Raw genomic sequence first — 21266 nt, 5'->3', positions numbered from 1 at the left:
CCCGACCACTGTCAACAACGCTCGTGATCAATACAGCTAGAGGCCGAAGCGGTCGCGCTGCGCGGCCGGTACCAGGTCCGTGTACTCCGGGTGCTTGCCGATCCAGCCGCGGATGAAGGGGCAGTAGGGGAGCACCGCGAGGCCCTGCTCACGGGCGGTGTCGAGGGCGGCCCGGGCGAGCTGTCCGGCGAGTCCGCGCCCGCCGAACCGGGGGTCGATCTCGGTGTGGATGAAGGCGATCTCGTTCTCGTACCGGTGGTACTCGGCGAAGCCGGCGAGTTCACCGTCGTCGGAGATCTCGAACCGGGAAGCGGCCTGGTTGTCCGTCACGTCGGTGGCCATGGGTACTCCTTGCTCGGGGCGGCGCGGAGGGAGAGCGCCGCTTCGAGAGGTAGTTTATTATTGAACCAATGATTGATCAACCACCGCCCGCTCAGGCGACCGCCGGGGCCGCGCAGGCGCGGGAGCGGGCGGAGGCGAGCACCTCGAAGGACTCGGGGGCGCGGGCCACCGCCTGGCCGATCGCGATGTGCTCGCGGATGACGCACTCGCGGATCCAGTCCTCCAGGTACTGGTCGGCGACCGCGCCCGCGCTCGGCCGGATCTCCAGGCGCAGCCGTTCGGTGGGCTGACCGCGGTCGACCACGACCGGCTCGACGTCCTCGACCTCCGCGAGGCGGCGGACCAGGGCGACCAGTTCGGCCCGCGACAGCCGGGCGCCGCGGAAGCCCAGGACGTCCCCGGCGGCGTCCAGCAGCCGCAGGGCCGGCGCCGGATCGCCGCACGAGCAGGCGGTGAACTCGCCGTAGGCGCCGGTGCGGTACCGCAGGACGGGGGCGACCTGGCTGTCGTGGACGGTGGTCACCAGCACCTCGCCGCCCCAGATCTCGACGTGCTGGTGGCCGAACGGGTGGAAGGTGTTGCGGTCGCAGCCGGGGCCGTTGTGCCCGATCGCCCAGGCCTCGGGCGAGCCGTACAGGCTCCACACCTCGGCGCCCGGGAGGGTGCGGCGGACCAGCTCGGCCGTGCCGCTCTCCAGGCCGGAGTCGACGCAGATCACCGTGCGGGCCCAGGTGAGCGGGTAGCCGATGTGGTGGCAGTAGGTCAGCAGTGCGCGGATGGTGGCGGAGTCGGCGGCGACGGCGGTGCCGCCGAAGCCCTCCAGCAGGCCGAGCCACTGGGCGAACTCGTGCTCGCGGAAGGCCTGGAAGGGGATGGCCGAGGCGCCGGCCCGGGCGGCGAGCGCGTTGCACAGGTCGTAGCCGGGCCAGGTGCGGCTGCCCGGGCAGAGGTTGATCAGGACGTCGCGGCGGCGCAGCGGCCGCCAGGCGGCCATGATGTCGGCGGCGAACAGGCTGGGCGGCACCAGGGTGACGGTCGGCCGGCCGAGGGTGCCGCCGCCGACGTAGAGTGCGGCGCCGCTGTCGTTCAGGAAGCCCTCCTGGACGCGGTCCCAGATGGCGCGGCTGAGTTCCTCCCGGGACAGCGGCGGGATGTCCCGCAGGTCCGGGGCCGGATTGGCGCGCAGGGGCTCGTACTTGGTCCGGAGGCGGCCGAACTCGCGGGCGCGGTCGAGGGCCTGGCGAAGCTGCCGCGAGCTGGGCGGGCCGGGGCGGCCGGCCCGGCCGGGACGGGGGCGGGGGTCCTGGAGGTCTGCCGCCGGGAAGCCGCCGAGTGGTTCGCCGCCGGTCACCGCTAGTGGGCGCGTCATGGTTCCTTCCAATCCGGAGATGAGGGTGAACCCGCATGCCTTGCAACGGAGTTCAGTGGGGTGGAGACTGTCGGACCGGGCGGTGGCGCAGGTGTTCGGCGCGTGTGGTCGCCGACCGTGACCGGCCGCGGTTCAGGGCCGGGCGTGCGGCTGCCCGGGCGGTGTCCGCCCTCCCCGATGCGACAGCTGTGGCAGTACCCCGGATCTCACGTCCTGCTCATGGAACATCACTCTCACGCATCGGCCTGGCGATATCTAGGGGAAGTTTTTCCTGGTAGAACAGCCCGAGCGTCGGTGAAACATGAATTGACTGTGACCTGACACGAGTGGTGGCCGAGCCGTCCTGCGGTCGGCGGTCGGCCGCGCCGCGACTGCTCCGCGACCGGTCCGCAAGCCGCCGCGAGTCCGCCCGGCGTCAGTCGTCGAAGCGGAACGTCATGATCATCAGGCGTGAGCCGGGGGAGCCGAGCGGCTGCGCGGTCGCCATCCGGAGCCGCCCGGGACCGAACTGGGCGTGGACGATGGGCCGTTCGTCACCGTCCGGGTGGATGTAGGCGTCCAGTGGGCCGTCGTAGATCGGCCCGGCGCAGGGGTCGGCCTTGACCTCCGCGTCCAGCCGGGCCAGGTCCTCGTTCTCGGGGTAGGTGGCGTGCGCGGCCCGCAGCTGGGAGAGGATCGCCGGGGCCCAGGTCCGTTCCCAGTCCGGCAGGGAGAACTCGCGGGCCTCCTGGTCGAGCGCCATCCAGCGCATCACGTTGGCGGGCATCTGGCCGCGCGGGAACATCGCGGCGGCCGCCGCGTTGTGGGCCACCACGTTCCAGCCCGCGTCGTTGACGTACGCGATGTGGGTGATGCCGTCCACCACGCCCCGCCAGACGTCCGGCAGCGGATCGGTCTTGGCCGGCGCGAGGGCGCACGGCGGCTGGTGGCCCGCACCGTACAGCCACAGGGCGGTCCACTCGCGTTCGCTCATCTTCAGGGTGCGGCCGACATCACGCAGGAACTCCAGCGAGGGGTTGTCGAGATCCCCGCGTTCGAACCGGCCGTACGTCCCCTCGGCGCGCATCAGCAGCCGGTCCATCTGGTACTGGGAGAGGCCGACGGCGCGGCGGCCGCGCCCCTCCCGGCGCTCGAAGCCGTACGCGGACGGGTCCACCCGGCCGCGGCATGCCGTGAGCAGTTTCTGCAGTGCCTTTCGATCCACCTGGGAGTCTCCACCTTCTGCGATCCGACGCGGTGTCAGCCGACCTGTTCGACCCGGTCCCGTCTTCGCGGCCCCCGCCGGGAGGGCCTTCGGGATCCGGTCCTCGGGGCTGCGTCGCGCCGGGGGTCGGGTGTGGCGGATTCGTGATGCCGACGTGTCGATACTATGGCGTGGTAGGTGGGGGAGGGTGCTGCGGCCCGGGGTCGGGCGGCGGCCGGTGGAGGGGGTGCCGCCGGGCGGGGGGCCGGGGTGCCGTGGGGAACCGGGCGCACGATTCCTCCCCTCGGCGCGGTGCCGGTGGCTGCCCGGGACCGCTGTTGACGATGCGTCAGAAAGTATTCATATCAGTTTGGACAACGTCAAGTTTCCCCAAACGCAGCTCATACCTCCTGGTCCGGGCGGTCGGCGGCCCGTCCGCGACCCGACGCCGAAGGGCGGGCGCCGTGGAGGCGCCCGCCCTGTCTCCTGCCCGGTCCGTCCGGTTCAGCCGATGGTCAGCACGGCCTTCCCGGCCACGGTGCGCTCGCGCACCGCGGTGAGCGCCTCCTCGACGTGGGCCCAGTCCTTGGTGAAGGAGACCCCGACGTCCAGCCGCCCGTCGGCGACCAGCCGGGCGAGGGCCGCGAGGTCGGGGCCGACCTGCGCGCCGGTGACGAACACGAAGTGCCGCAGCACGGCCTGCTCGTGGCCGCCGAAGAACTGGAAGAAGTCCACCGGGGTGCTCTCCCCGGAGGAGTTGCCGTAGCTGAAGACCGTCCCGCCCGGGCCGACCAGGTTCAGCGCCGACGCCAGCGAGGTGCCGCCCACCGACTCGTAGACGGCGTCGAACGGGCCGTCCGCGGCGTCGATCTCGGTGACCACGGCGGCGGCGCCCAGCTCGTTCAGGCCCTTCGCCCGTGCGGCGTTGCGGGCCACCGCGGTGACCTCGGCGCCCGCCGCGGACGCCAGCTGGACCAGGATCCGGCCGACCCCGCCCGCCGCGCCGGTGACCAGCACCCGGCGCCCCAGCAGCGTGCCGGACTCGCGGACCAGCCGCAGCGCGGTGAGCGCGGCGACCGGCAGGGTGGCGGCCTCGGCGAAGCCCACGGCGTCCGGCAGGGCGGCCACCGCCTCGGCGGGGACGGCGATCCGCTCGGCCCAGCTGCCGTCCGCCAGCGACAGCGCGACCACGCGCTGCCCGGCCGTGAAACCGTTGGAGCTCTCCAGGACCACACCGGCCACGTCCCAGCCGGGACGCCAGCCCTCGGGGCTGCCGGGGAGGTTGAGGATCTCGCCGCGGTTGACCGAGACGGCCTTGACCTCGATCAGGACCTCGCCGTCGGCGGGGAGCGGCTCGGCCACCTCGGCGAAGGCGACGCCGCCGGTGGCGGGGGTGTTGACGATGGCTCGCATGGGATTCCTTCGGATCGGTGGAACGGGAGGTTTCGGTGCGCCGGGAGCGGCCGCCGGGCCCGGTCCGGGGAGCGGGCCCGGCGGCCGGCGGCCGCTCAGCTCTCGCGGCGGTCCGCGAAGCCGGCCAGATAGGTGGCGGAGAGGTCCTTGTCGCCGTGGCCCTGCTCGACGGCGCGGGCGAAGCGCTCGGCGACGGCGGCCGCCATGTCCAGCCGCAGACCCGCCCGGACCGCCTCGTCGACGATCAGACGGGCGTCCTTGGCGGCCGTGGCCAGAGCGAACTGCGGTGCGAAGTCGCCCTTCAGGATGGCCGCGGACTTGCCCTGGAGGTACCCGCTGTCCAGGCCGCCGCCCGCGATGGTGTCGGTGAACAGCCGCGGCTCCAGGCCCAGCCCCTCGGCGAGCGCCAGTGCCTCGGCGGCGCCCGTCACGGTCGCCAGCACCCAGCTGTTGACGACCAGCTTGAGCCGGGTGGCGGTGCCGGTGGCCGCGTCGGTGCCCAGCCACAGGGTGCGGGCGGCGATGGCGTCCAGCACCGCGGCGGCCTGGTCCCGGGCCTCCTGCGGGCCGGTGCCGAAGACCAGCAGCTGGCCCTGTTCGGCCGGCTGCCGGGTGCCGAGCACCGGCGCGTCGATCAGCCGCAGGCTGGCGGCGGCGGCGAACGCGACCAGCCCGGACACCGCGCCGACTCCGACCGTCGAGGTCTGCAGCCACACCTGGCCGGCCGCCAGGCCGGGCCGGGCCGCCTCCATCGCGGCCAGCACGGCCGGGCCGTCGGTCACCATGGTGATCACCACGTCGGCGCCGCGCACGGCGTCGGCGGCGCTGCCGGCCACCAAGGCCCCGGCCGCGGCCAGGGGCTCGGCGGTGGCCCGGGTGCGGTTCCAGACCCTCAGCTCCAGTCCGGCACGCCGAAGGCTTCGCGCCATGCCCGCGCCCATGATTCCCGTACCGAGGAGCGCGACGACGGGCGCCTTCACAGCACGCCCTTGTCCGAGCCGCCCTCGTGCAGCTGGCTGAAGGTGCTGATGTCCAGCGGCTGCGCGAGCAGATCGCCGATCTGCTCGGCCAGGTGCTGCAGGTGGGGTGTGGCGAGGTGCTGCTCCAGGGCCTCGGCGCTGGTCCACCGCTCGACCGCGACGAAGGTGTCGGGGTCGTCGATGCCCTGGTGCATGGAGTAGTGCAGGCTGCCCTCCTCCTCGTGGGTGGGGGAGATCACCGCGCGCAGCAGTCGCTCCACCTGGTCACGCTTGCCGGGCTTGGCAACCGCCCGCCCGACCACGGTCACTTCGGTCATGTTCCTCTTCTTCCAGGCGTGTTGGGTCGAACCATCAAAGGTCTGTGTGTGGGTACAGACCTTATCAATGTTCGATCTCTTATAGTAGGCCGCCGGTGGCCGGGCCGGCCGCCGGGCGCGGTCCGAACAGGGTGTGGAGCTCGTCCTCCAGCCGGTCCAGGTCGCCGCCGTGCCCGTGCGCCTGGACGTGCCCGTCGGGGCGGACCAGGTGGTAGCCGGGCCGGCCGCAGGCGCCGTGCGAGGTCAGCGCCGCGCGCTGGACCGTCACCAGGCGCAGCTGCGCCCGCTGCCCGGCGAGCCGTTCGGCGCGCCGGACCCAGCCGTCGGTCCCCGGTCCGGGGGTGACCACCAGGTGCCAGCGGTCCGGGTCGGCGTCCGGTCCGGCGATGGCCAGCGGGACGGCGACGGCCCGCGGGAACACCGAACCGACCCGCACCCGGCCGGGTATCCGCGCGGCGAGCCGGCAGCCGGTCCGCCCGCCGGGCAGCTGGTCGGCGCGGTGCACCGGGTACGCCAGGCGCCGGCCGGCCATCACCGGCCCGTACAGCCGCTCGGCCAGGCCCGAGCGGTCGCCGAGCCGGAACGCCGCGTCCCGCAGCCCGGTGCGCAGCGGGCCGGAGGTGAGCCAGGCGCGGGTCTGGGCGTCGGTGTCGCGAACCACCCGGCGGGCGACGGCCTGCCGTTCGCCGGCGTACTCGGCCAGGGCCGCGCCGGTCAGGCGTCCGCCCAGGTGGGCGGCGATCCGCCAGGCCAGCGCGTGAGCGTCCTGGAGGCCGGTGTTGAGGCCCTGGCCGCCCGCGGGGCTGTGCACGTGGGCGGCGTCCCCGGCGAGGAAGACCCGGCCCAGGGCGAAGTCGGCGGCGTGCCGGGCGTGCACCCGGAACACCGACTGCCACACCACCGGTTCGGTGATCCGCACCCCGCGCGGGCCGCGCTCGTCCACGATCCGCTGCATCCGCTCGACCGAGACCGGTTCGCCCGGCGGCAGTGAGCTGAAGAACCGGAAGACCCCGTCGGGCAGTGCGACGATCACCAGTGCCCCGTCGGCGGACTGGTAGTACAGCGCCCGGTCGCCCGGGAGTTCGCCGTCGATGTGGGCGTCCACCAGGGCGAACGCGGTCTCGTAGGTGCTGCCGGAGAACCCGGTGCCGATCTGTCCGCGCACCGCGCTGCCGGCCCCGTCCGCGCCGATCACGTACGGCGCGCGGAAGCGCTCCAGGCGGCCGCCGGCGTGCTCCAGGACGGCGGTCACCCCGCTGGTGCCGTCGATCCGGCCGGAGAAGTCCAGGCCCTCCAGGGCCAGCAGCCTGACGCCGTGTTCGACCTTGCCGCCGAGTCCGGTGAGCCTGGCCCGGATGATCCGCTCGGTCTCGTTCTGCGGCAGGCACAGCGGGGTGAGGTCGCCGGGGAACCGGAAGGTGGCCAGTGGCCGGCGCTCGGAGAAGTAGCTGAACGCGGTGATCGGCACCGCGGCCCGGCGCAGCTCGGCGAGGATGCCGAGATCCTCCAGCAGGTCCAGGCTGCGCGGCCACATCAGCAGCGCCTTGGGGAACGAGGTGGTGTCCGGAGACCGGTCGACGATCCGTACCCGTACGCCGCGGCGGAGCAGTTCGGCGGCGGCCAGCATGCCGACCGGTCCGGCGCCCACGACGAGGACGTCGACGTCATGGTGGGGCTCGTCAACTGCGGTGTGCTGCAGGTCGGATGACGTATCGGTCGGGTGTCCGGCGGGGTGCTGCGCGGGCGGCCTCGTGGTCATCTTGACTACCTCCTGTGTCGGCTTGACGCGAACCATTCGACATCTTATGGTCATGCAAGGCCGTACATCAATCCGACCACTGACAGGGGGTGTTGGGGTGAGTGCCGTCGCACAGGCCTCACAGGCCGCGGCACATCCGGACGGACGCCGGAGCGGGAGCGGGCCGACGCTGGTCGCCGTCGCACTGGCCAGCGTGCTGCTGCCGCTGACCGTCACCGGCCCGGCCGTCGCACTGCCGGAGCTGGCCGCCGCCGTGCACGCCGGGAACGGCGCGGCGCAGTGGGTGCAGAACGCCTACGGCGTCACCTTCGCCGCCTGCCTGCTGGCGGCCGGGGGACTGGCCGACCGGTTCGGCCGGCGCCGGGTGCTGCTCTGGGGGATCGTCACCTTCATGGCGATGTCCGCGGTGGCCGCCGCGGCGGGGGACATCCTGGTCATCGACCTGGCCCGGGCCGTCCAAGGGGTCGGCGCCGCCGGCATCCTCACCTCGGGCGCGGCGATCTTCGGGGCCTCGTTCACCGGCCGGGCCAGGGCCCGCGCCTTCGGCATCCTCGGCGCCTCGTTCGGCTTCGGCCTCGCGCTCGGCCCGCTGGTGGCCGGGGCGCTGGTAGCGGCGACCGGCTGGCGCAGCGTCTTCTGGATGAACGTGGTGCTGGGCGCCCTGGTGCTGTTCCTGGTCCCGAACATCGCCGAATCGCGGGACCCGGACGCCCAGCGGGTGGACTGGGCGGGACTGACCACCTTCAGCGCGAGCCTGTTCTGCGTCGCGATGGTCTTCGTCCAAGGCCCGGAGCACGGCTGGGCCTCGGCCCCGACGATCGGCGCCGCGCTCGCCGCGGTGTTCTTCATGCTGCTCTTCGTGGTGGCCGAACTCCGGGTCGAGCGGCCGATGTTCGACCTGTCGCTGTTCCGCCGGCCGACCTTCGTGGTGGTGGTCTGCCAGCCCTTCACCATCACGTTCGGCTTCGTGGTCCTGCTGGTCTACCTGCCGCAGTACTTCCAGGGAGCCGGCGAACGCAGCACCACCGTCTCCGGCGCCCTGCTGATGCCGCTGACCCTGCCGGTGCTGGTCCTGCCGCTGGTGCTCAGCCGGGTGGCCGACCGGCTGCCGCTGCGGGTGATGCTGGCCGCGTCCTCGGTGCTGATCACCGTCGGGTCGCTCTGGCTGCTGGTCCTGCAGCCGCACCAGAGCGTGCTCCAACTCGTCGGACCGCTCCTGGTGTTCGGCATCGGGGTGGGCAGCGCCTTCGGCATCATGGACAACGCCGCGGTGTCGGTGGTGCCGCCCGCCCGCTCCGGGATGGCCTCCGGGATCTTCAACACCATGCGGATCACCGGCGAGTCCATCGCCATCGCCGCCGCCGGCGGCTTCCTCGCCAGCATGACCGCCGCCGACCTCGACGGCCGGACCGCACAGGCACCCGCCCGGCTGGCCGGCGACGCCGTCCAGGGCCGGATCGACCCGGACCCCGCGGTACGCGCCCTGCTGTCGGACGCCCTCACCTCCGCGATGCACACCGCCTTCGTCATCCTCGCCGTGCTGGCCCTGGCCGGCGCCGTCGTCACCTTCCTCGCGATCCGCGAGAAGGACCTCCAGCACCCCTGACACCCCGACACCGGTGCGCACCTGCACCGGTCACTCTCCGAAAGGCATCACCCTGTGAAGACCCGTCCCTTGGGCAGCACCGGCTGGAACGTGGGCGAGATCGGCCTGGGCTGTATGGGCATGAGCTTCGCCTACACCCCCGGGCTGCGCGACGACAGCGAGTCCGAGAAGGTCGTGCACCGCGCGATCGAACTCGGCGTCACCCTGATCGACACCGCCGACGTGTACGGCCCGCACACCAACGAGGTGCTGGTCGGCCGGGCCCTGCGCGGCCGCCGCGACGACGTGGTGCTGGCCAGCAAGTGCGGCCTGGTGGTCCGGGACGGCGACATCCTGCCCGACGGCCGGCCCGAGCACATCCGGGCCGCCGCCGACGGCTCGCTGACCCGCCTCGGCGTCGAGACCATCGACCTCTACCAGCTGCACCGGGTCGACCCGGCCGTACCGGTCGAGGAGACCTGGGGCGCGATGGCCGACCTGGTCACCGCCGGCAAGGTGCGCCGGATCGGGATGTCCGAGGCGACCGTCGCCGAACTGGCCGCCGCCCACGCGATCCACCCGGTCTCCACCGTGCAGAGCGAGCTGTCGCTGTGGAGCCAGGACCAGCTGGACGAGGTGGTGCCCTGGTGCGCCGCCAACGACGCCGCCTTCATCGCGTACGGCCCGCTCGGCCGGGCCTTCCTGACCGGCGCCATCGAGGCCGGCCACCAGCTGGAGGAGGGCGACTGGCGCCGCGGCAACCCGCGCTTCCAGCCCGAGGCGATCGCCGCCAACCAGCACGTCGCCCAGGGCGTCGCCGCGGTGGCCGCCGCCCACGACGCCACCGCCGCACAGGTCGCCCTCGCCTGGGTGCTCGCCCAGGCCGGCCACATCGTGCCGATCCCCGGCACCAAGCGCACGGCCTACCTGGAGCAGAACGTCCGGGCCGGTGAACTCACCCTCACCGCCGAGGAGATCGACGCGCTCACCGCGCTCGGCCGCTCCACCGCCGGCACCCGCTACTGAGCCCCCGCCGACCCCAACCAGAGAGGTTCCCCCCATGCGATACCGCTATCTCGGCGACACCGGCCTGGCCGTCTCGGAACTGTGCTTCGGCGCCATGACCTTCGGCGGCGGCGCCTCCTTCCTCGGCGCCCCGGACCGCAACTGGTCCGAGTTCGGCACCGTCGACGACCAGAACGTCGTACGGATGATGGAGCTCGCCCTCGACGCGGGCATCAACTTCTTCGACACCGCCGACGTCTACAAGAACGGCAAGGGCGAGGAGTTCTTCGGCCACACCCTCAAGAAGGTCCGCGACAAGGTCATCATCGGCACCAAGGGCCGCTGGCGGGTCAGCGGCGACGGCCCGAACGACTTCGGCTCCACCCGCCACCACCTGTACGAGGCCGTCGAGTCGAGCCTGCGCCGCCTGCAGACCGACTACATCGACCTCTACCACCTGCACGGCTTCGACCCGCGGACCTCGCTCGACGAGACCCTGCGGGTGCTGGACGACCTGGTCCACCAGGGCAAGATCCGCTACCTCGGGGTGTCCAACTTCGCCGCCTGGCAGCTGATGAAGGCGCTCTCCGTCTCCGAGCGCCGCAACCTCAACCGCTTCGTCTGCTACCAGGGCTACTACAACCTGGCCGCCCGCGAGCTGGAGTACGAACTGGTCCCGCTCGCCGTCGACCAGCAGGTCGGCATCACCGCCTGGAGCCCGCTCGCCGGCGGCTTCCTGACCGGCAAGTACCGGCGCGGCGAGGGCCGCCCGGCCGGCAGCCGGCTCTCCGAGGCCACCCCGGCCGAGTCCGCGCCGCTCACCGACGAGGAGCAGGCGTACGACATCGTCGACGCCATGCAGGTGATCGCCGACGAGCGCGGCGCCAGCGTCGCCCAGGTCGCCGTCAACTGGGTGCTGGCCAAGCCCGGCATCACCTCCGCGGTCATCGGCGCCACCAAGCCGCACCAGCTGGAGGACAACCTCAAGGCGATGGAGTGGACCCTGACCGCCGACGAGGTCGCCACCCTCGACAAGGTCAGCGCCACCCGCGCCCCGTACCCGTACTGGCACATCGCGACCGTCGGCGCCGACCGGAAGCTCCCGGGCGACGTCTACCCCGCCTGAGCGGGTCCCGAACGACCGCCGGGCGCACCGGCGTCCCCCCGTGCGGCGGGCGCCCGGCGGTCCCCTCTTCCCAGGCCGAAGGAGCCGGTATGACTGTCACCGAAACCGATCAGCTCAGCTTCTCCCGTACCGTCAACCGTACGCTGGTGCACCGTGACTCGATCGGCGAGGTGTTCCTCACCGACCTCCGCTCCACCGGCGAGGACACCTACGCCGTCGCGGCCATGCTGCCCCGCTCGCACGCCTACTACGGCGACCACCTGCTGCGGCCCGGCCGCTACGACCCGGTCCTGCTGCTGGAGGCCGGCCGGCAGGCCTGTCTGGCCGGCGCGCACGCCTTCTACGAGGTGCCGCTGACCGACAAGTTCATCCTCACCTTCCTGCGGATCAGCCTGATCCGGCCGCAGCTGCTGGTCGTCGGCAGCCGCCCGCTGCGGGTGACGATGAAGGCGACCGTCACCGACCGCCGCCTGCGCGAGGGCCGGATCACCGGGCTGGACACCAGCATCGAGCTGTCGGTCGACGGCACGGTGATCGGCTGGACCGGCGTCGGGCTGCGCTTCCGGGACCCGTCGGCCTACGCCGACCTGCGGGCCAAGAACCGCGACGGCCGCCCGCTGCCCAGCACCGCCGAACTGCCGGTCGCACCCGCCCGCAGCCTCACCGACCCGTACCTGGTCGGCCGGGCGGCCGCCGCCAACGTGATCCTCTCCGACGCGGTCAGCGGCGACGGCGTCGCGCGGGCCGCCCTGCACGTCCCGCCGGAGCACCCGAGCCTGTTCGACCACGCCCAGGACCACCTGCCCGGCATGGTGCTGACCGAGGCCGCCCGCCAGGTCGCGGTGTTCGCCGCGATGGAGGCCCGCGGACTGTCCCCGGCCAAGGTGTACCCGACCGAACTGTTCGTCACCATGACCCGGTTCGGGGAGCTGGAGCCGGCCACCGTCCTGACCGCCAAGGTCTGCGAACCGCAGACCGGAGCCCAGGAGCAGCCCGGCACCTTCTACACCCAGGGCGGCCCGCTGCACCTGCCGGAGCCCGACGAGCCGGCCCTGCGCGTACCGGTCACCGTGACGGCCACCCAGGACGGCGCCGAGCTGGCGACCTTCGCGATCACGCTGGCCACGGTAACCCAGTAGCCCAGCCCCCGAACCAGCCCCGATCACCCCACGAGGAGGACCCGTGCGTGCGGCATTCTTCGACGTCGACGAGACGCTGATCCACCCCAAGTCGATGTTCAGCTTCCTGGAGTTCTACCTGTGGTGGCGCGGCCGGCCCGAGGAGACGTACCAGCGCCTCGCCGGTGAACTGCGGGCGGCCGCCGCCCAGGGCGTCCCCCGGCAGGAGATCAACCGCCGCTACTACCGCTACTACGCGGGCGAGAGCGCCGAACGCCTCACCGCGGCCGGCGAGGCCTGGTTCGCCCGCGAGGTCGAGCGCGGACTGTTCGTCCCGCGCACCGTCGCGGAGTTCGCCCTGCGGCGCGGCACGGGCGCCCGGACCGTCCTGGTCTCCGGCTCGTTCTTCGCACCTCTGCAGCCCATCGCCGCCCAGCTGCAGGCCGACTGGACGTTCTGCACCCGACCGGTGATCCGCCGCGGCGAACTCACCGGCGAGGTCACCGTCCCGGTGATCGGCGAGGTCAAGGGCCGGATCGCCCGGCACGCGGCCACCATCCTCGGCATCGACCTGGCCGCGTCCTGCGCCTACGGCGACCACGCCAGCGACCTGCCACTGCTGGAGGCCGTCGGCCACCCCGTGGTGGTCGGCGACGACCCGGTGCTCACCGCCCGCGCGGAGGCCGCCAACTGGCGCCGGCTCTCCATCACCGAAGTGCCGGCCGGCTGAACCGGCCGCCGTCAGGAGGAACCATGAGCATCGGCATCGTCGGCACCGGCTCGTACCTGCCCGAGGCCGTCATCGGCAACGACGAGATCGCCGGGCCCGCCGGGGTCACCCCGCAGTGGATCACCGACAAGACCGGCATCAGGGAACGGCGCCGCGCCGCCCCGGGCGAGGCCACCTCGGACCTCGCCGCCGAGGCCGGCCGCCGGGCCCTCGCCCAGGCCGGCATCCGGGCCGAACAGCTGTCCTTCATCATCGTCGCGACCTCGACCCCGGACCACCCGCAGCCCGCCACCGCCGGCATCGTCCAGCACCTGCTCGGTGCCCGGAACGCGGCCGCCTTCGACCTCAACTCGGTCTGCTCCGGCTTCACCTTCGCCCTCGGCGTCGCCGAAGGACTGCTCGACCGCCGCGACCACCACCGGGTACCGCACGGCCTGGTCATCGGCGCCGACATCTACTCCCGGATCCTGGACTACACCGACCGGCGCACCTGCGCCCTGTTCGGCGACGGCGCCGGCGCGGTGGTCCTCGGCCCGGTCGCCCCCGGACTGGGCTTCGTCGACACCGAACTGACCACCCGCGGCGACGCCCACGGCCTGATCGGCGTCGCCGCCGGCGGCAGCCGCAGCCCCGCCTCCGCGCAGACCCTGGCCGAGGGCGGCCACTACTTCCGGATGGACGGACGCGGCGTTCGGCAGTTCGTCCACGCGGAACTCCCCGAGGCCGTCGCCGCCCTGCTGCGCCGCTGCGGCACCCCGCCGGAGACCGTCCGGCACGTCGTGCCGCACCAGGCCAACGGCGCCATGCTGGCCGACCTGTGGCCCAGCCTCGGGCTGCCCAGGGCCGAACTCCACCTGACCGTCGAACGCTACGGCAACACCGGCGCCGCCTCCGTCCCCGTCACGCTGGACCACGCCCACCGGGCCGGCCGGCTGCGGACCGGAGACACCGTCCTGCTGACCGCCTTCGGCGGCGGGATGAGCGTCGGCACCACGCTGCTGCGCTGGGCCGCGGCACCCGTCCCGGGGCCGCAGGCCGTCCCGCAGCTGACCGGCGCGCTCGCCTGACGCCCGGTCGCACCCCCGAACCGCCGCTCCCGCAGCGGCACCACCCACCCCTCCAGAGGAGAACCTCCGATGAAACTCCGTACCGCACTGCTCCCGGGCGCGCTCGTCGCCACCCTGCTGCTCGCGGCGCCCGCCGCCACGGCGGCCCCGCTGCGCCCCGGGCAGACCGAGCCGAGCCGCGGTGACCACGGTGTGGCGTACCTGGTGATCGACTCGTTCGAGAACATCCCGGCGGCCGGCCGGGCGGCCTTCCTGGCCGCCGCCCAGCAGGACGGCTACGACTCGCTGAAGCACGAGCGCGGCACCCAGAGCTTCCACGTGGTGCCCGACCCCGGGAACCCGTCCCGGCTGGTGGTCGCGATGACCTTCGCCAACCGCAGAGCGTTCGAGATCCACGAGCACGGCCGGTACGAGCACAGACTGCGCGCGCTCGCCGCCCGGGACCACGCCACCGGTCCGAACCGGACCATCAGCGGCACCTCCCGCCCGCTGGAGATGAACGGCAGGCGGGCCGACTCGCGCGGCGACGCCGGCGTGGTCTTCACGGTCGTCGCGGAGTTCGACAACGTGCAGCCGCAGTTCCGGGACGAGTTCATCGCGATGGCCCAGACCGACGGCTACCGGTCGCTGACCGAGGAGCCGGGCACGCTGGGCTACCACTTCGTGCCCGACCCCAAGGACCCGACCCGGGTGGTCTTCCTGGAGACCTTCACCGACCAGGCCGCGTTCGACGCACACAAGAACGGACCGGCGGCCACCGACTTCCTGGCCCTGGTCGCGCGCGCCCACATCACCGGGCCGAGCTTCTTCGTCACCAACCGCGCCGACGGCTTCTCGGCCCCGGGCGGAGTCTCGGTGCCGAACCAGGACGGCTGATAACATCTAACCGATGAACTGCATCTGATTGGCGCTGGTCATCCGAGTGCAGATGAATGTAAGAGGTCTGAGAGGTGCTCCAAGCATGAGGCTTCCGATCGAGCGCCGGCTGGGTCACCATCTGAAGCGCGCCGAGCAGGAACTGATCGCCGCGAAGCATGCTGCCCTCAGGCCGTTCAACCTCAACCCGGCCCAGTACACCGTCATGCTGGCCATCTTCGAGGAGCCCGGACTGTCCGGCGCCGCACTGGCCCGCCGCTGCCTGGTCACCCCGCAGACGATGTCCTCCGTGCTGAACACCCTGGAGGGCCGCGGACTGGTGGAGCGCAAGCCCCACCCCGTCCACCTCCACATCCTGGAGGCCAGGCTCACCAGGAGCGGCCGCGCGCTGCTCAGCAAGGCCGACGAGGAGGCCGTCGCCGTCGAGGAGTCCATCGCGGCGGAGTTCGACGACGAGGAGCGCGAGCAGCTGCTGAAGTTCCTCGAACGCTGGTCCGCCGTCCTCAACCGGTAGGCCCGCCCGGCAGGTCCCGGAGCGGCCGACGCCCCGCCCGCACCCGAGCGCCCCCGCGCCCGGTGCGGCCGGGGCGGCGGCGTGCCCGGCCCCGGGCGGGTGTCAGAGCGCCTGCCAGGCGGGCTTGGCCGCGTAGGTGTCGCGGTAGTACCCGGCCAGCTTGAGGCCGGAGGCGGCCGCCTCGTCGACCACCACGGTGGCGTGCGGGTGCAGTTGCAGCGCCGAGGCGGGCACCACGGCGGCCAGCGGACCCTCGACGGCGAGCGCGACGGCCTCCGCCTTGGCCTCGCCGGTGGCCAGCAGCACCAGGTGGCGGGCCTCCAGGATGGTCCCGATGCCCTGGGTGATGACGTGGTGCGGGACCTCCTCCGGGCTGTCGAAGAAGCGGGCGTTGTCCGCCCGGGTCTGCCGGGTCAGGGTCTTGATGCGGGTCCGGGAGGCGAGCGAGGAGCAGGGCTCGTTGAACCCGATGTGGCCGTCGGTACCGATGCCCAGCAGCTGGAGGTCGACACCGCCGGCCTCGGCCAGTGCCCGGTCGTAGGCGGTGGCGGCCGCGGCGATGTCCTCGGCGTTGCCGTCCGGGCCGAGGAAGGAGTCCTCGGTGAGGCCGAGCGGCTCGACCACCTCGCGCAGCACCACCGAGCGGTAGGACTCCGGGTGGCCGGCCGGCAGGCCGACGTACTCGTCCAGCTGGCAGATCCGCGCCCGGGAGGCGTCCAGCGCCCCGCTGCGGACCCGGGCCGAGAGCGCCTGGTAGATCGGCAGCGGGGTCGAGCCGGTGGCGACGCCGAGCAGCGCGTCGGGCTTGACGGACAGCAGATCGGCGATCGCCGCGGCGATGAGCTCGCCGCCGGCGGCGGCGTCGGGGACGATCACGATTTCCATACTGGTCCACCGTTTCTGGAACGATTTAGAGGTCTAGACCAGTCTGCCGTGAAGACACCCCTCAGGTCCACCCGGTCCAGCACCCGGAACGCGCCCGCCCCCGCGCCGGCCCCCGGCCGGTCACCGCCCCGGCAGCCGCAGCGCGGCCGTGGGGTCGCCCAGGATCACCGTCGCCGCCCGGTCGTAGGCGGTGACCTTGCTGTACAGCGCCAGGTCCAGCGCGGTCCGGGCGGCCTCCCGGACGCTGGTGCCGTAGACGCCCGCCGCCCGCGCGTACTGCAGCAGCAGACTGCCGACCGGCTCGTAGTAGGGCGCCATCGCCAGCCCCACCGGCAGGCCCAGGCAGAGCCCGCGGTACAGCGCGGCCTCCACCAGCTGGGAGGTGAGCCGCTGCCGGTTGGGCGGGAACGACATGGTCCAGTCGAAGGCCGGCTCGACCTGCCCGACGAACGCCCGGGCGGGCCGCTCGGCGCCGAGCAGCGCCCGCGGCAGCGGGGCGACGGCCGCGCCGCTCCCCGCGACCCCGTCCAGCGTCCGGTCCACCGGCGAACCCGGCTCGAACAGGCCGTGGTACGCGCTCGGACTGTCCGACCCGGCCGAACAGCAGGCCCGCGCCACCCACACCGCGCCGTCCGGCTGCCACCCGGCCAGCAGATCCTGCGGCCGCACCGGCGTACGGTCCTGGCCGACCGGCAGCCCGAGGCCCTCGCGCAGCCGCACCGGGTCGTCCACCGGGCCGGTCAGACCGTGGCTGGTGGTCACGGCCAGCGCCGGACGGGCCGAGGCGAGCGCCTCGCCCAGCGCCGCGCCGTCCGCACCGGTGGCCGACCCGTCGACGAACACCGCCGCCGGCATGTCCGGATCCGCCGCGAGCAGCGCGTACAGCGGCGCACCGACCGCGTCCCGCATCAGCGTGGTGATGTCCTGCGGGCCCTCGCCCAGGTCGACCGACCAGACCACCGGAGCCTCGTAGCGCACCGCCGACCCGGACCAGCCGTCGAGCAGCGCGTCGACGTACCGCGCCAGCGGCTCGCCGGTCAGATCGAGCCGCCCGACGTGCCGCACCGGGTTGAGCGCGTACTGCACCTGCCAGGGGATCTGTTCGGGCGTGCCGTGGATCAGCAGGTACATCGGGAGTTCCAGCGGGCCGGAGCCGGCCGGCGAGGCCGCGGTCAGCAGGTCGCCGCCGCCGGCCAGGTCGCGCAGGGTCCAGTCGGCGTACCCGCTGCCCGCCCGGTACCGCAGCACCCGCCCCCGCCGGGCCGCCAACAGCCGGCGCAGCGGCGGCTCGGCGTCCTCGGCCCGGGCCAGCGCGTCCGGGTCCAGCCCGGGGGCGTCGGGCAGCACCAGACCCCAGCCGACCTTCGGGTCGCTCCAGTCGGCCGGGTCGGGCGCGGACGGCACCAGCCGCCGCGCCGCCCCCACCTCGACCGAGGTCAGCGCCCACCTGCCGTAAGCCTGCGCGAGCGGACCGGCCACCGGCCCGGTGCCGGAGAAGGCGTCCGTCACGGTGTCGGCCCCGGGCGCGGGGCCGGCCGCCGGGCCGCTCACCGGTGCTCCAGCAGCCCGGCGAGCTCGCCGAGCCGCTGCTCGGCCTCGGCGCGCAGCGCCTGCGGGGCGCTGGGCGGCAGCTGGGCCAGCAGGCCCTGGAGCGCCTCGATCTCCTTACGGGCCGCCCGCAGCGTCGGCGGCCCACCGTCACCGTCACCGTCGGTGTCACTGTCCACGGCGGGCGGCGGGCCGCCCGGCCGGGCCGGGCCCTGGCCGTGGGGATGGCGCAGGTACACCGCAGGCAGGGTCCACTCCTTGGTCGAGGCGGCGGCCTGGCTCAGCGTCATGTCCGTGTGCTTGTGGGCCAGCCTGGTCCGCGCCGCGACCAGCAGCATCGCCCAGTCGACCGGCTCGGCGGCCTCCGGGCCGGCCCCGGACCCGGCGGCGCGCTCCGCGAGCTCGGCCAGCAGCCGCTTGTAGAACGCCCGGGTGAACAGGTTGGCATCGTCACCGGGCACCGACTCGCGCATCGCGACCACCGCGGGCAGCCCGCCCTCGTACACCAGCCGCAGCGCCAGCGACTGCATGCTGTCCGGGCCGTCGCCGACCGCGGCCCCCTCGCAGCAGTTCAGCACGGTCAGCCACGGCGGGTCGCCCGCACCCTCGACGAAGTCACGGAACTCCCGCGCCTCGACGTTCAGGCTGTGGTCCGCCCGGCCGGTGTCCCAGTCCGTCCCGAACGCCAGCTGCAGGTGCGGGCCGCCCTGCACCGAGCCGTGGCAGAAGAAGTGCAGCAGGTGCGGCCGGAAACCGCTGATCAGCCGCTGCAGATCGGCCAGGTCCTCGGGCACCAGCTCCACCCGCACCCCGCCCCCCTCGTCGAGCACCTGCTCGTACAGCTCCTTCTCGCTCACCACCACCAGCAGCTCCACCGGCACCCCCGGAGCTGCCGCGACCGCGTCCCGCAGCGCCTGCCACTCGTCGGCCGCCGGGATCCCGAGGCAGGACAGCACCACGGCGATCCGCACCGGCGGCTCCAGGTACCAGTACGGCTCCCGGACGATCGGGCTGTTGACGATCCGTCCGAGCGACCACCGCTCGTCCAGCCCGAGGAACTCCCCGGACGGCGCGCAGAGCGTCTCCCACGGCAGCGCCTCCACCTCGGCGCCGGTGGCCAGCTCCACGAAGACCGGACAGCGGTCCGGCGGCTGGGTGTTCAGCGCCACCGGCAGCTGGCTCGCGACCCCCGGATGCCGCATCACCTCCTCGAACAGGAACCGCCCCGCGGTCCGCGTCACCCCGTCGATCGGCAGCCGGGTGTCGCGCAGCACCGCCAGCGGCTGCTCGTCCCCGGTGCACTGGAACGGGTGCGCGGGGACACCGAACACCGGCGGCTCCGACAGCGAGATCTGCACGTGGGTCAGGTTGTCGAGCCCGACCGAACCCGAGAGCTGGAAGATCAGTCGACTCATGGCGCACCTCCGGGGCGGCCGTCGAGGTGCCGGCGGACGTGCTTCTCGAGGAGCGAGGAGACCGAACGCAGCGCGGCGGCCGCGTCCGGGTCCACCTCGGCCGCATCCGGCGAGTCGGGCATCCACTCGGACTGCTGCGCCTCCAGGTAGCGGGTCCCGGAGGCCACCCAGGAAGGGGTGCGGTCACCGGTCAGGGCGTCCTGGGTGGCGCCGCCGATCAGCGTCGAACGCCGGTCCGGGGTGAGCAGCATGGCTGCCGTCCCCGGGGACTCGGCGAACTCGGGATGGGCCCAGCAGACCAGGCCCGGCATGGCCGTCCCGGGCGGGTCGGTGGCGCCCAGCACCATGCCGACGGCCGCGCCCAGCTGCCGCAGGTCCGGGTCGAGGTCGAGGTCGTCGACCAGGACGACGCCCGGGCGCACCGCCGCGACCGCATCGGCCAGCTCCCGCAGCGCGGCACCGGAACGGATGCCCGGCACCGCGTTCAGCACCAGGCACCAGGCGCCGACCTGGGCGAGCAGCGTGCTGAGCTGGGCACTGCCGACGAACGGTGACGCGGCCCGCTGCGGACCGCGCAGCGGGGTGCCGGCGATGGCCAGGGCGCCCCGGCCGTTGGAGAGCCGGCCGTCGGTGACGAACTGGACCACGTCCAGGGCCTGCCGCTGCAGCGCGTCGCGGATCCAGCGCAGCCACGGGTCGAGCACCCGGCCCGGCTCCTCGGCGCAGCTGAGGCTGTTCGCGGAGGGCGCGCAGCGGGCGGCGTCGTGCGGATCGTGCACCACCAGGAAGGGGGTCATGCCACTGGCCCAGCGCGCCACCTCGCGGTGGCCGGCCAGGTCGGTGAACAGGTGCGCCCGGACGTGGCGCCCGGAGTGCTCGATCCACATCCCGGTGAGCTGTTCGAGGACGGCGGCGGTGGCCGCGGCGGTGCCCGCCGACCGGGAACCGGCGCAGAGCGCCACCTCGAGGGTGTCGGACGGGGACTGCGCGCGGACGGTGTGGTTCGGCAGCCGGACCACGGGACGGCCCAGCGGGGCGAGCAACTCCTCCCAGGGGACCAGGTGGAGGTAGCCGCGCGGGTTGGCGAGCTCCAGCCAGAGGGCGTTCGGCGGCGGACCGGGCGACGGCCCGAGGCCGTCCGCGGCGGCCGCCAGCACCTTCACCAGCTCGGTGGGGATCCGGAACCGGTGGTCCGGGAGCTGGTCGCGGGCGGACAGCCGCTCCGGCAGCCCGAGTTGGGCGATGGTGCAGCCGGCCACCCGTTCGGGCCGCCCGCCGCCCAGGACGGTCTGGAACTCGACGTGCGTCAGCCCGGCCCGGCCCGCACCCGACAGCCGGATGCGCAGCGTGGGGAGGTCGTACTCGCTGCGGATCTGGACGGCCATCGGTGCTCACCCGTCACCCGTCGATCCCGCACCCATCACCTGGGACAGCAGCGCCCAGGCGGTGGCCGGGTTGGCGACGTCCCCGTGCCCGGAGATCACCTCGTCCGCCTCGACGGCGACGATCCGGGGGCCCGGGCCCAGCGGGTACTGCTCCGGCGGCTCCCTGGGGGCCACCGTCACGCTCTCCCCGTCGACGCCCTGCGGGCCGTACCCGCCCAGCGCGGCGTAGCGGGACGGCGGCGCGCCGGCGATCACCACCTCGCCGAGGTCGGAGCGCCGCCGGACGGCCAGGTGGAAGACCTCGGTCAGCGGCACGTCATGACGGCTGAAGGTGGTCAGCACCGGCTGCACCGAGCGCTCCGGCGCGGGCCGGTAGCCGCCGGGCCGTCCGGTGCCGTCGACGTCCGGCGCGAAGCACAGGGCGGACAGGGCGGGCTGGAGCAGCAGCACCGACTCGACCTTCCGGCCGGGCGCGGGGCCGTCGCACAGCGCCGAGAGCACCACCTTGGCGCCGTACGAGTGTCCGACCAGGTGGATCCGGGCGCCGGAGGGGGCGTCGAGCAGGGAGCGCAGCAGCAGGGCCACCCCGTGGCCGCCCACCCGGCCGGCCCGGTCCTTCATCAGCAGTACGGTCGCCAGCCGGATGATC

The 21266-nt window shown here is 73.7% G+C and carries 19 protein-coding genes and 1 pseudogene; 8 read left to right on the top strand and 12 right to left on the bottom strand.

Annotation, left to right across the window (positions count from 1 at the left end; genetic code table 11):
• Positions 1-36 precede the first annotated feature (36 nt).
• From AA75_RS25265 to AA75_RS25235, 7 genes are all read right to left on the bottom strand, one after another.
• Entirely contained in the window at positions 37-342 is a 306-nt protein-coding gene (locus tag AA75_RS25265; RefSeq protein ID WP_033822534.1) for a GNAT family N-acetyltransferase, read from the bottom strand.
• Between the two features lie 91 nt (positions 343-433).
• On the bottom strand, positions 434-1711 hold the full coding sequence (locus tag AA75_RS25260) for a hypothetical protein (RefSeq protein WP_149038362.1): 1278 nt from the start codon (positions 1709-1711) through the stop codon (positions 434-436).
• Between the two features lie 415 nt (positions 1712-2126).
• On the bottom strand, positions 2127-2915 hold the full coding sequence (locus AA75_RS25255) for a hypothetical protein (protein ID WP_033822532.1): 789 nt from the start codon (positions 2913-2915) through the stop codon (positions 2127-2129).
• Between the two features lie 483 nt (positions 2916-3398).
• Positions 3399-4307 (bottom strand): zinc-binding dehydrogenase, encoded by a 909-nt coding sequence (locus AA75_RS25250; protein ID WP_033822531.1) that lies wholly within the window; start codon positions 4305-4307, stop codon positions 3399-3401.
• A gap of 95 nt (positions 4308-4402) precedes the next feature.
• The gene (locus tag AA75_RS25245) at positions 4403-5287 is read right to left on the bottom strand and encodes an NAD(P)-dependent oxidoreductase (protein ID WP_033822530.1); all 885 of its coding nucleotides are present in this window, start codon (positions 5285-5287) and stop codon (positions 4403-4405) included.
• Entirely contained in the window at positions 5284-5604 is a 321-nt protein-coding gene (locus tag AA75_RS25240) for a putative quinol monooxygenase (protein WP_033822529.1), read from the bottom strand. The genes AA75_RS25245 and AA75_RS25240 overlap by 4 nt, the downstream gene beginning before the upstream one ends.
• A gap of 79 nt (positions 5605-5683) precedes the next feature.
• The gene (locus AA75_RS25235; protein ID WP_082526817.1) at positions 5684-7363 is read right to left on the bottom strand and encodes an FAD-dependent monooxygenase; all 1680 of its coding nucleotides are present in this window, start codon (positions 7361-7363) and stop codon (positions 5684-5686) included.
• A 97-nt stretch (positions 7364-7460) separates the two neighbouring features.
• Between AA75_RS25235 and AA75_RS25230 the strand changes: the two genes are divergently transcribed.
• The 8 genes from AA75_RS25230 (at position 7461) to AA75_RS25195 (ending at position 15384) form a co-directional block, all read left to right on the top strand.
• On the top strand, positions 7461-8969 hold the full coding sequence (locus AA75_RS25230; protein WP_233289181.1) for an MFS transporter: 1509 nt from the start codon (positions 7461-7463) through the stop codon (positions 8967-8969).
• A 54-nt stretch (positions 8970-9023) separates the two neighbouring features.
• Positions 9024-9974: an aldo/keto reductase gene (locus tag AA75_RS25225; protein WP_033822528.1), complete on the top strand. Its 951-nt coding sequence runs from the start codon at positions 9024-9026 to the stop codon at positions 9972-9974.
• Positions 9975-10008: 34 nt separating this feature from the next.
• Complete coding sequence (locus AA75_RS25220; protein WP_033822527.1) at positions 10009-11079, top strand: aldo/keto reductase; 1071 nt, start codon at positions 10009-10011, stop codon at positions 11077-11079.
• An 89-nt stretch (positions 11080-11168) separates the two neighbouring features.
• A complete protein-coding gene (locus AA75_RS25215) occupies positions 11169-12218 on the top strand; it encodes a ScbA/BarX family gamma-butyrolactone biosynthesis protein (RefSeq protein ID WP_051813292.1) in 1050 nt (349 codons plus the stop codon).
• 43 nt (positions 12219-12261) lie between these two features.
• Positions 12262-12927: an HAD family phosphatase gene (locus AA75_RS25210; RefSeq protein ID WP_051813290.1), complete on the top strand. Its 666-nt coding sequence runs from the start codon at positions 12262-12264 to the stop codon at positions 12925-12927.
• Positions 12928-12950: 23 nt separating this feature from the next.
• On the top strand, positions 12951-13994 hold the full coding sequence (locus AA75_RS25205; RefSeq protein ID WP_033822525.1) for a 3-oxoacyl-ACP synthase III family protein: 1044 nt from the start codon (positions 12951-12953) through the stop codon (positions 13992-13994).
• A gap of 69 nt (positions 13995-14063) precedes the next feature.
• Entirely contained in the window at positions 14064-14870 is an 807-nt protein-coding gene (locus AA75_RS25200; RefSeq protein ID WP_051813288.1) for a putative quinol monooxygenase, read from the top strand.
• Positions 14871-14955: 85 nt separating this feature from the next.
• Positions 14956-15384, top strand: coding sequence for a MarR family winged helix-turn-helix transcriptional regulator (locus AA75_RS25195; RefSeq protein WP_033822524.1), 429 nt, complete (start codon positions 14956-14958; stop codon positions 15382-15384).
• Between the two features lie 102 nt (positions 15385-15486).
• On the opposite strand, the gene AA75_RS25190 is transcribed toward AA75_RS25195, so the two are convergent.
• The 5 genes and pseudogenes from AA75_RS25190 to AA75_RS49735 all read right to left on the bottom strand — a co-directional run.
• On the bottom strand, positions 15487-16269 hold the full coding sequence (locus AA75_RS25190; protein WP_033822523.1) for a glucosamine-6-phosphate deaminase: 783 nt from the start codon (positions 16267-16269) through the stop codon (positions 15487-15489).
• Positions 16270-16389: 120 nt separating this feature from the next.
• Positions 16390-17820 carry a hypothetical protein gene (locus AA75_RS25185; RefSeq protein WP_033822522.1) on the bottom strand — a complete coding sequence of 477 codons (1431 nt, stop codon included), beginning with the start codon at positions 17818-17820 and terminating at the stop codon, positions 16390-16392.
• Positions 17817-19232: a CHAT domain-containing protein gene (locus AA75_RS25180; RefSeq protein WP_033822521.1), complete on the bottom strand. Its 1416-nt coding sequence runs from the start codon at positions 19230-19232 to the stop codon at positions 17817-17819. The genes AA75_RS25185 and AA75_RS25180 overlap by 4 nt, the downstream gene beginning before the upstream one ends.
• A complete protein-coding gene (locus AA75_RS25175) occupies positions 19229-20617 on the bottom strand; it encodes a hypothetical protein (RefSeq protein WP_033822520.1) in 1389 nt (462 codons plus the stop codon). The genes AA75_RS25180 and AA75_RS25175 overlap by 4 nt, the downstream gene beginning before the upstream one ends.
• Positions 20618-20623: 6 nt before the next feature.
• Positions 20624-21266 (bottom strand): annotated as a pseudogene (locus AA75_RS49735) (hypothetical protein); the annotation flags it as partial.

It is taken from the genome of Kitasatospora sp. MBT63 (assembly GCF_000710465.2).
GTDB lineage: Bacteria > Actinomycetota > Actinomycetes > Streptomycetales > Streptomycetaceae > Kitasatospora.
The sequence above is the reverse complement of the archived record's forward strand: the minus strand, read 5'-3'. Positions and strand labels throughout refer to the sequence as shown.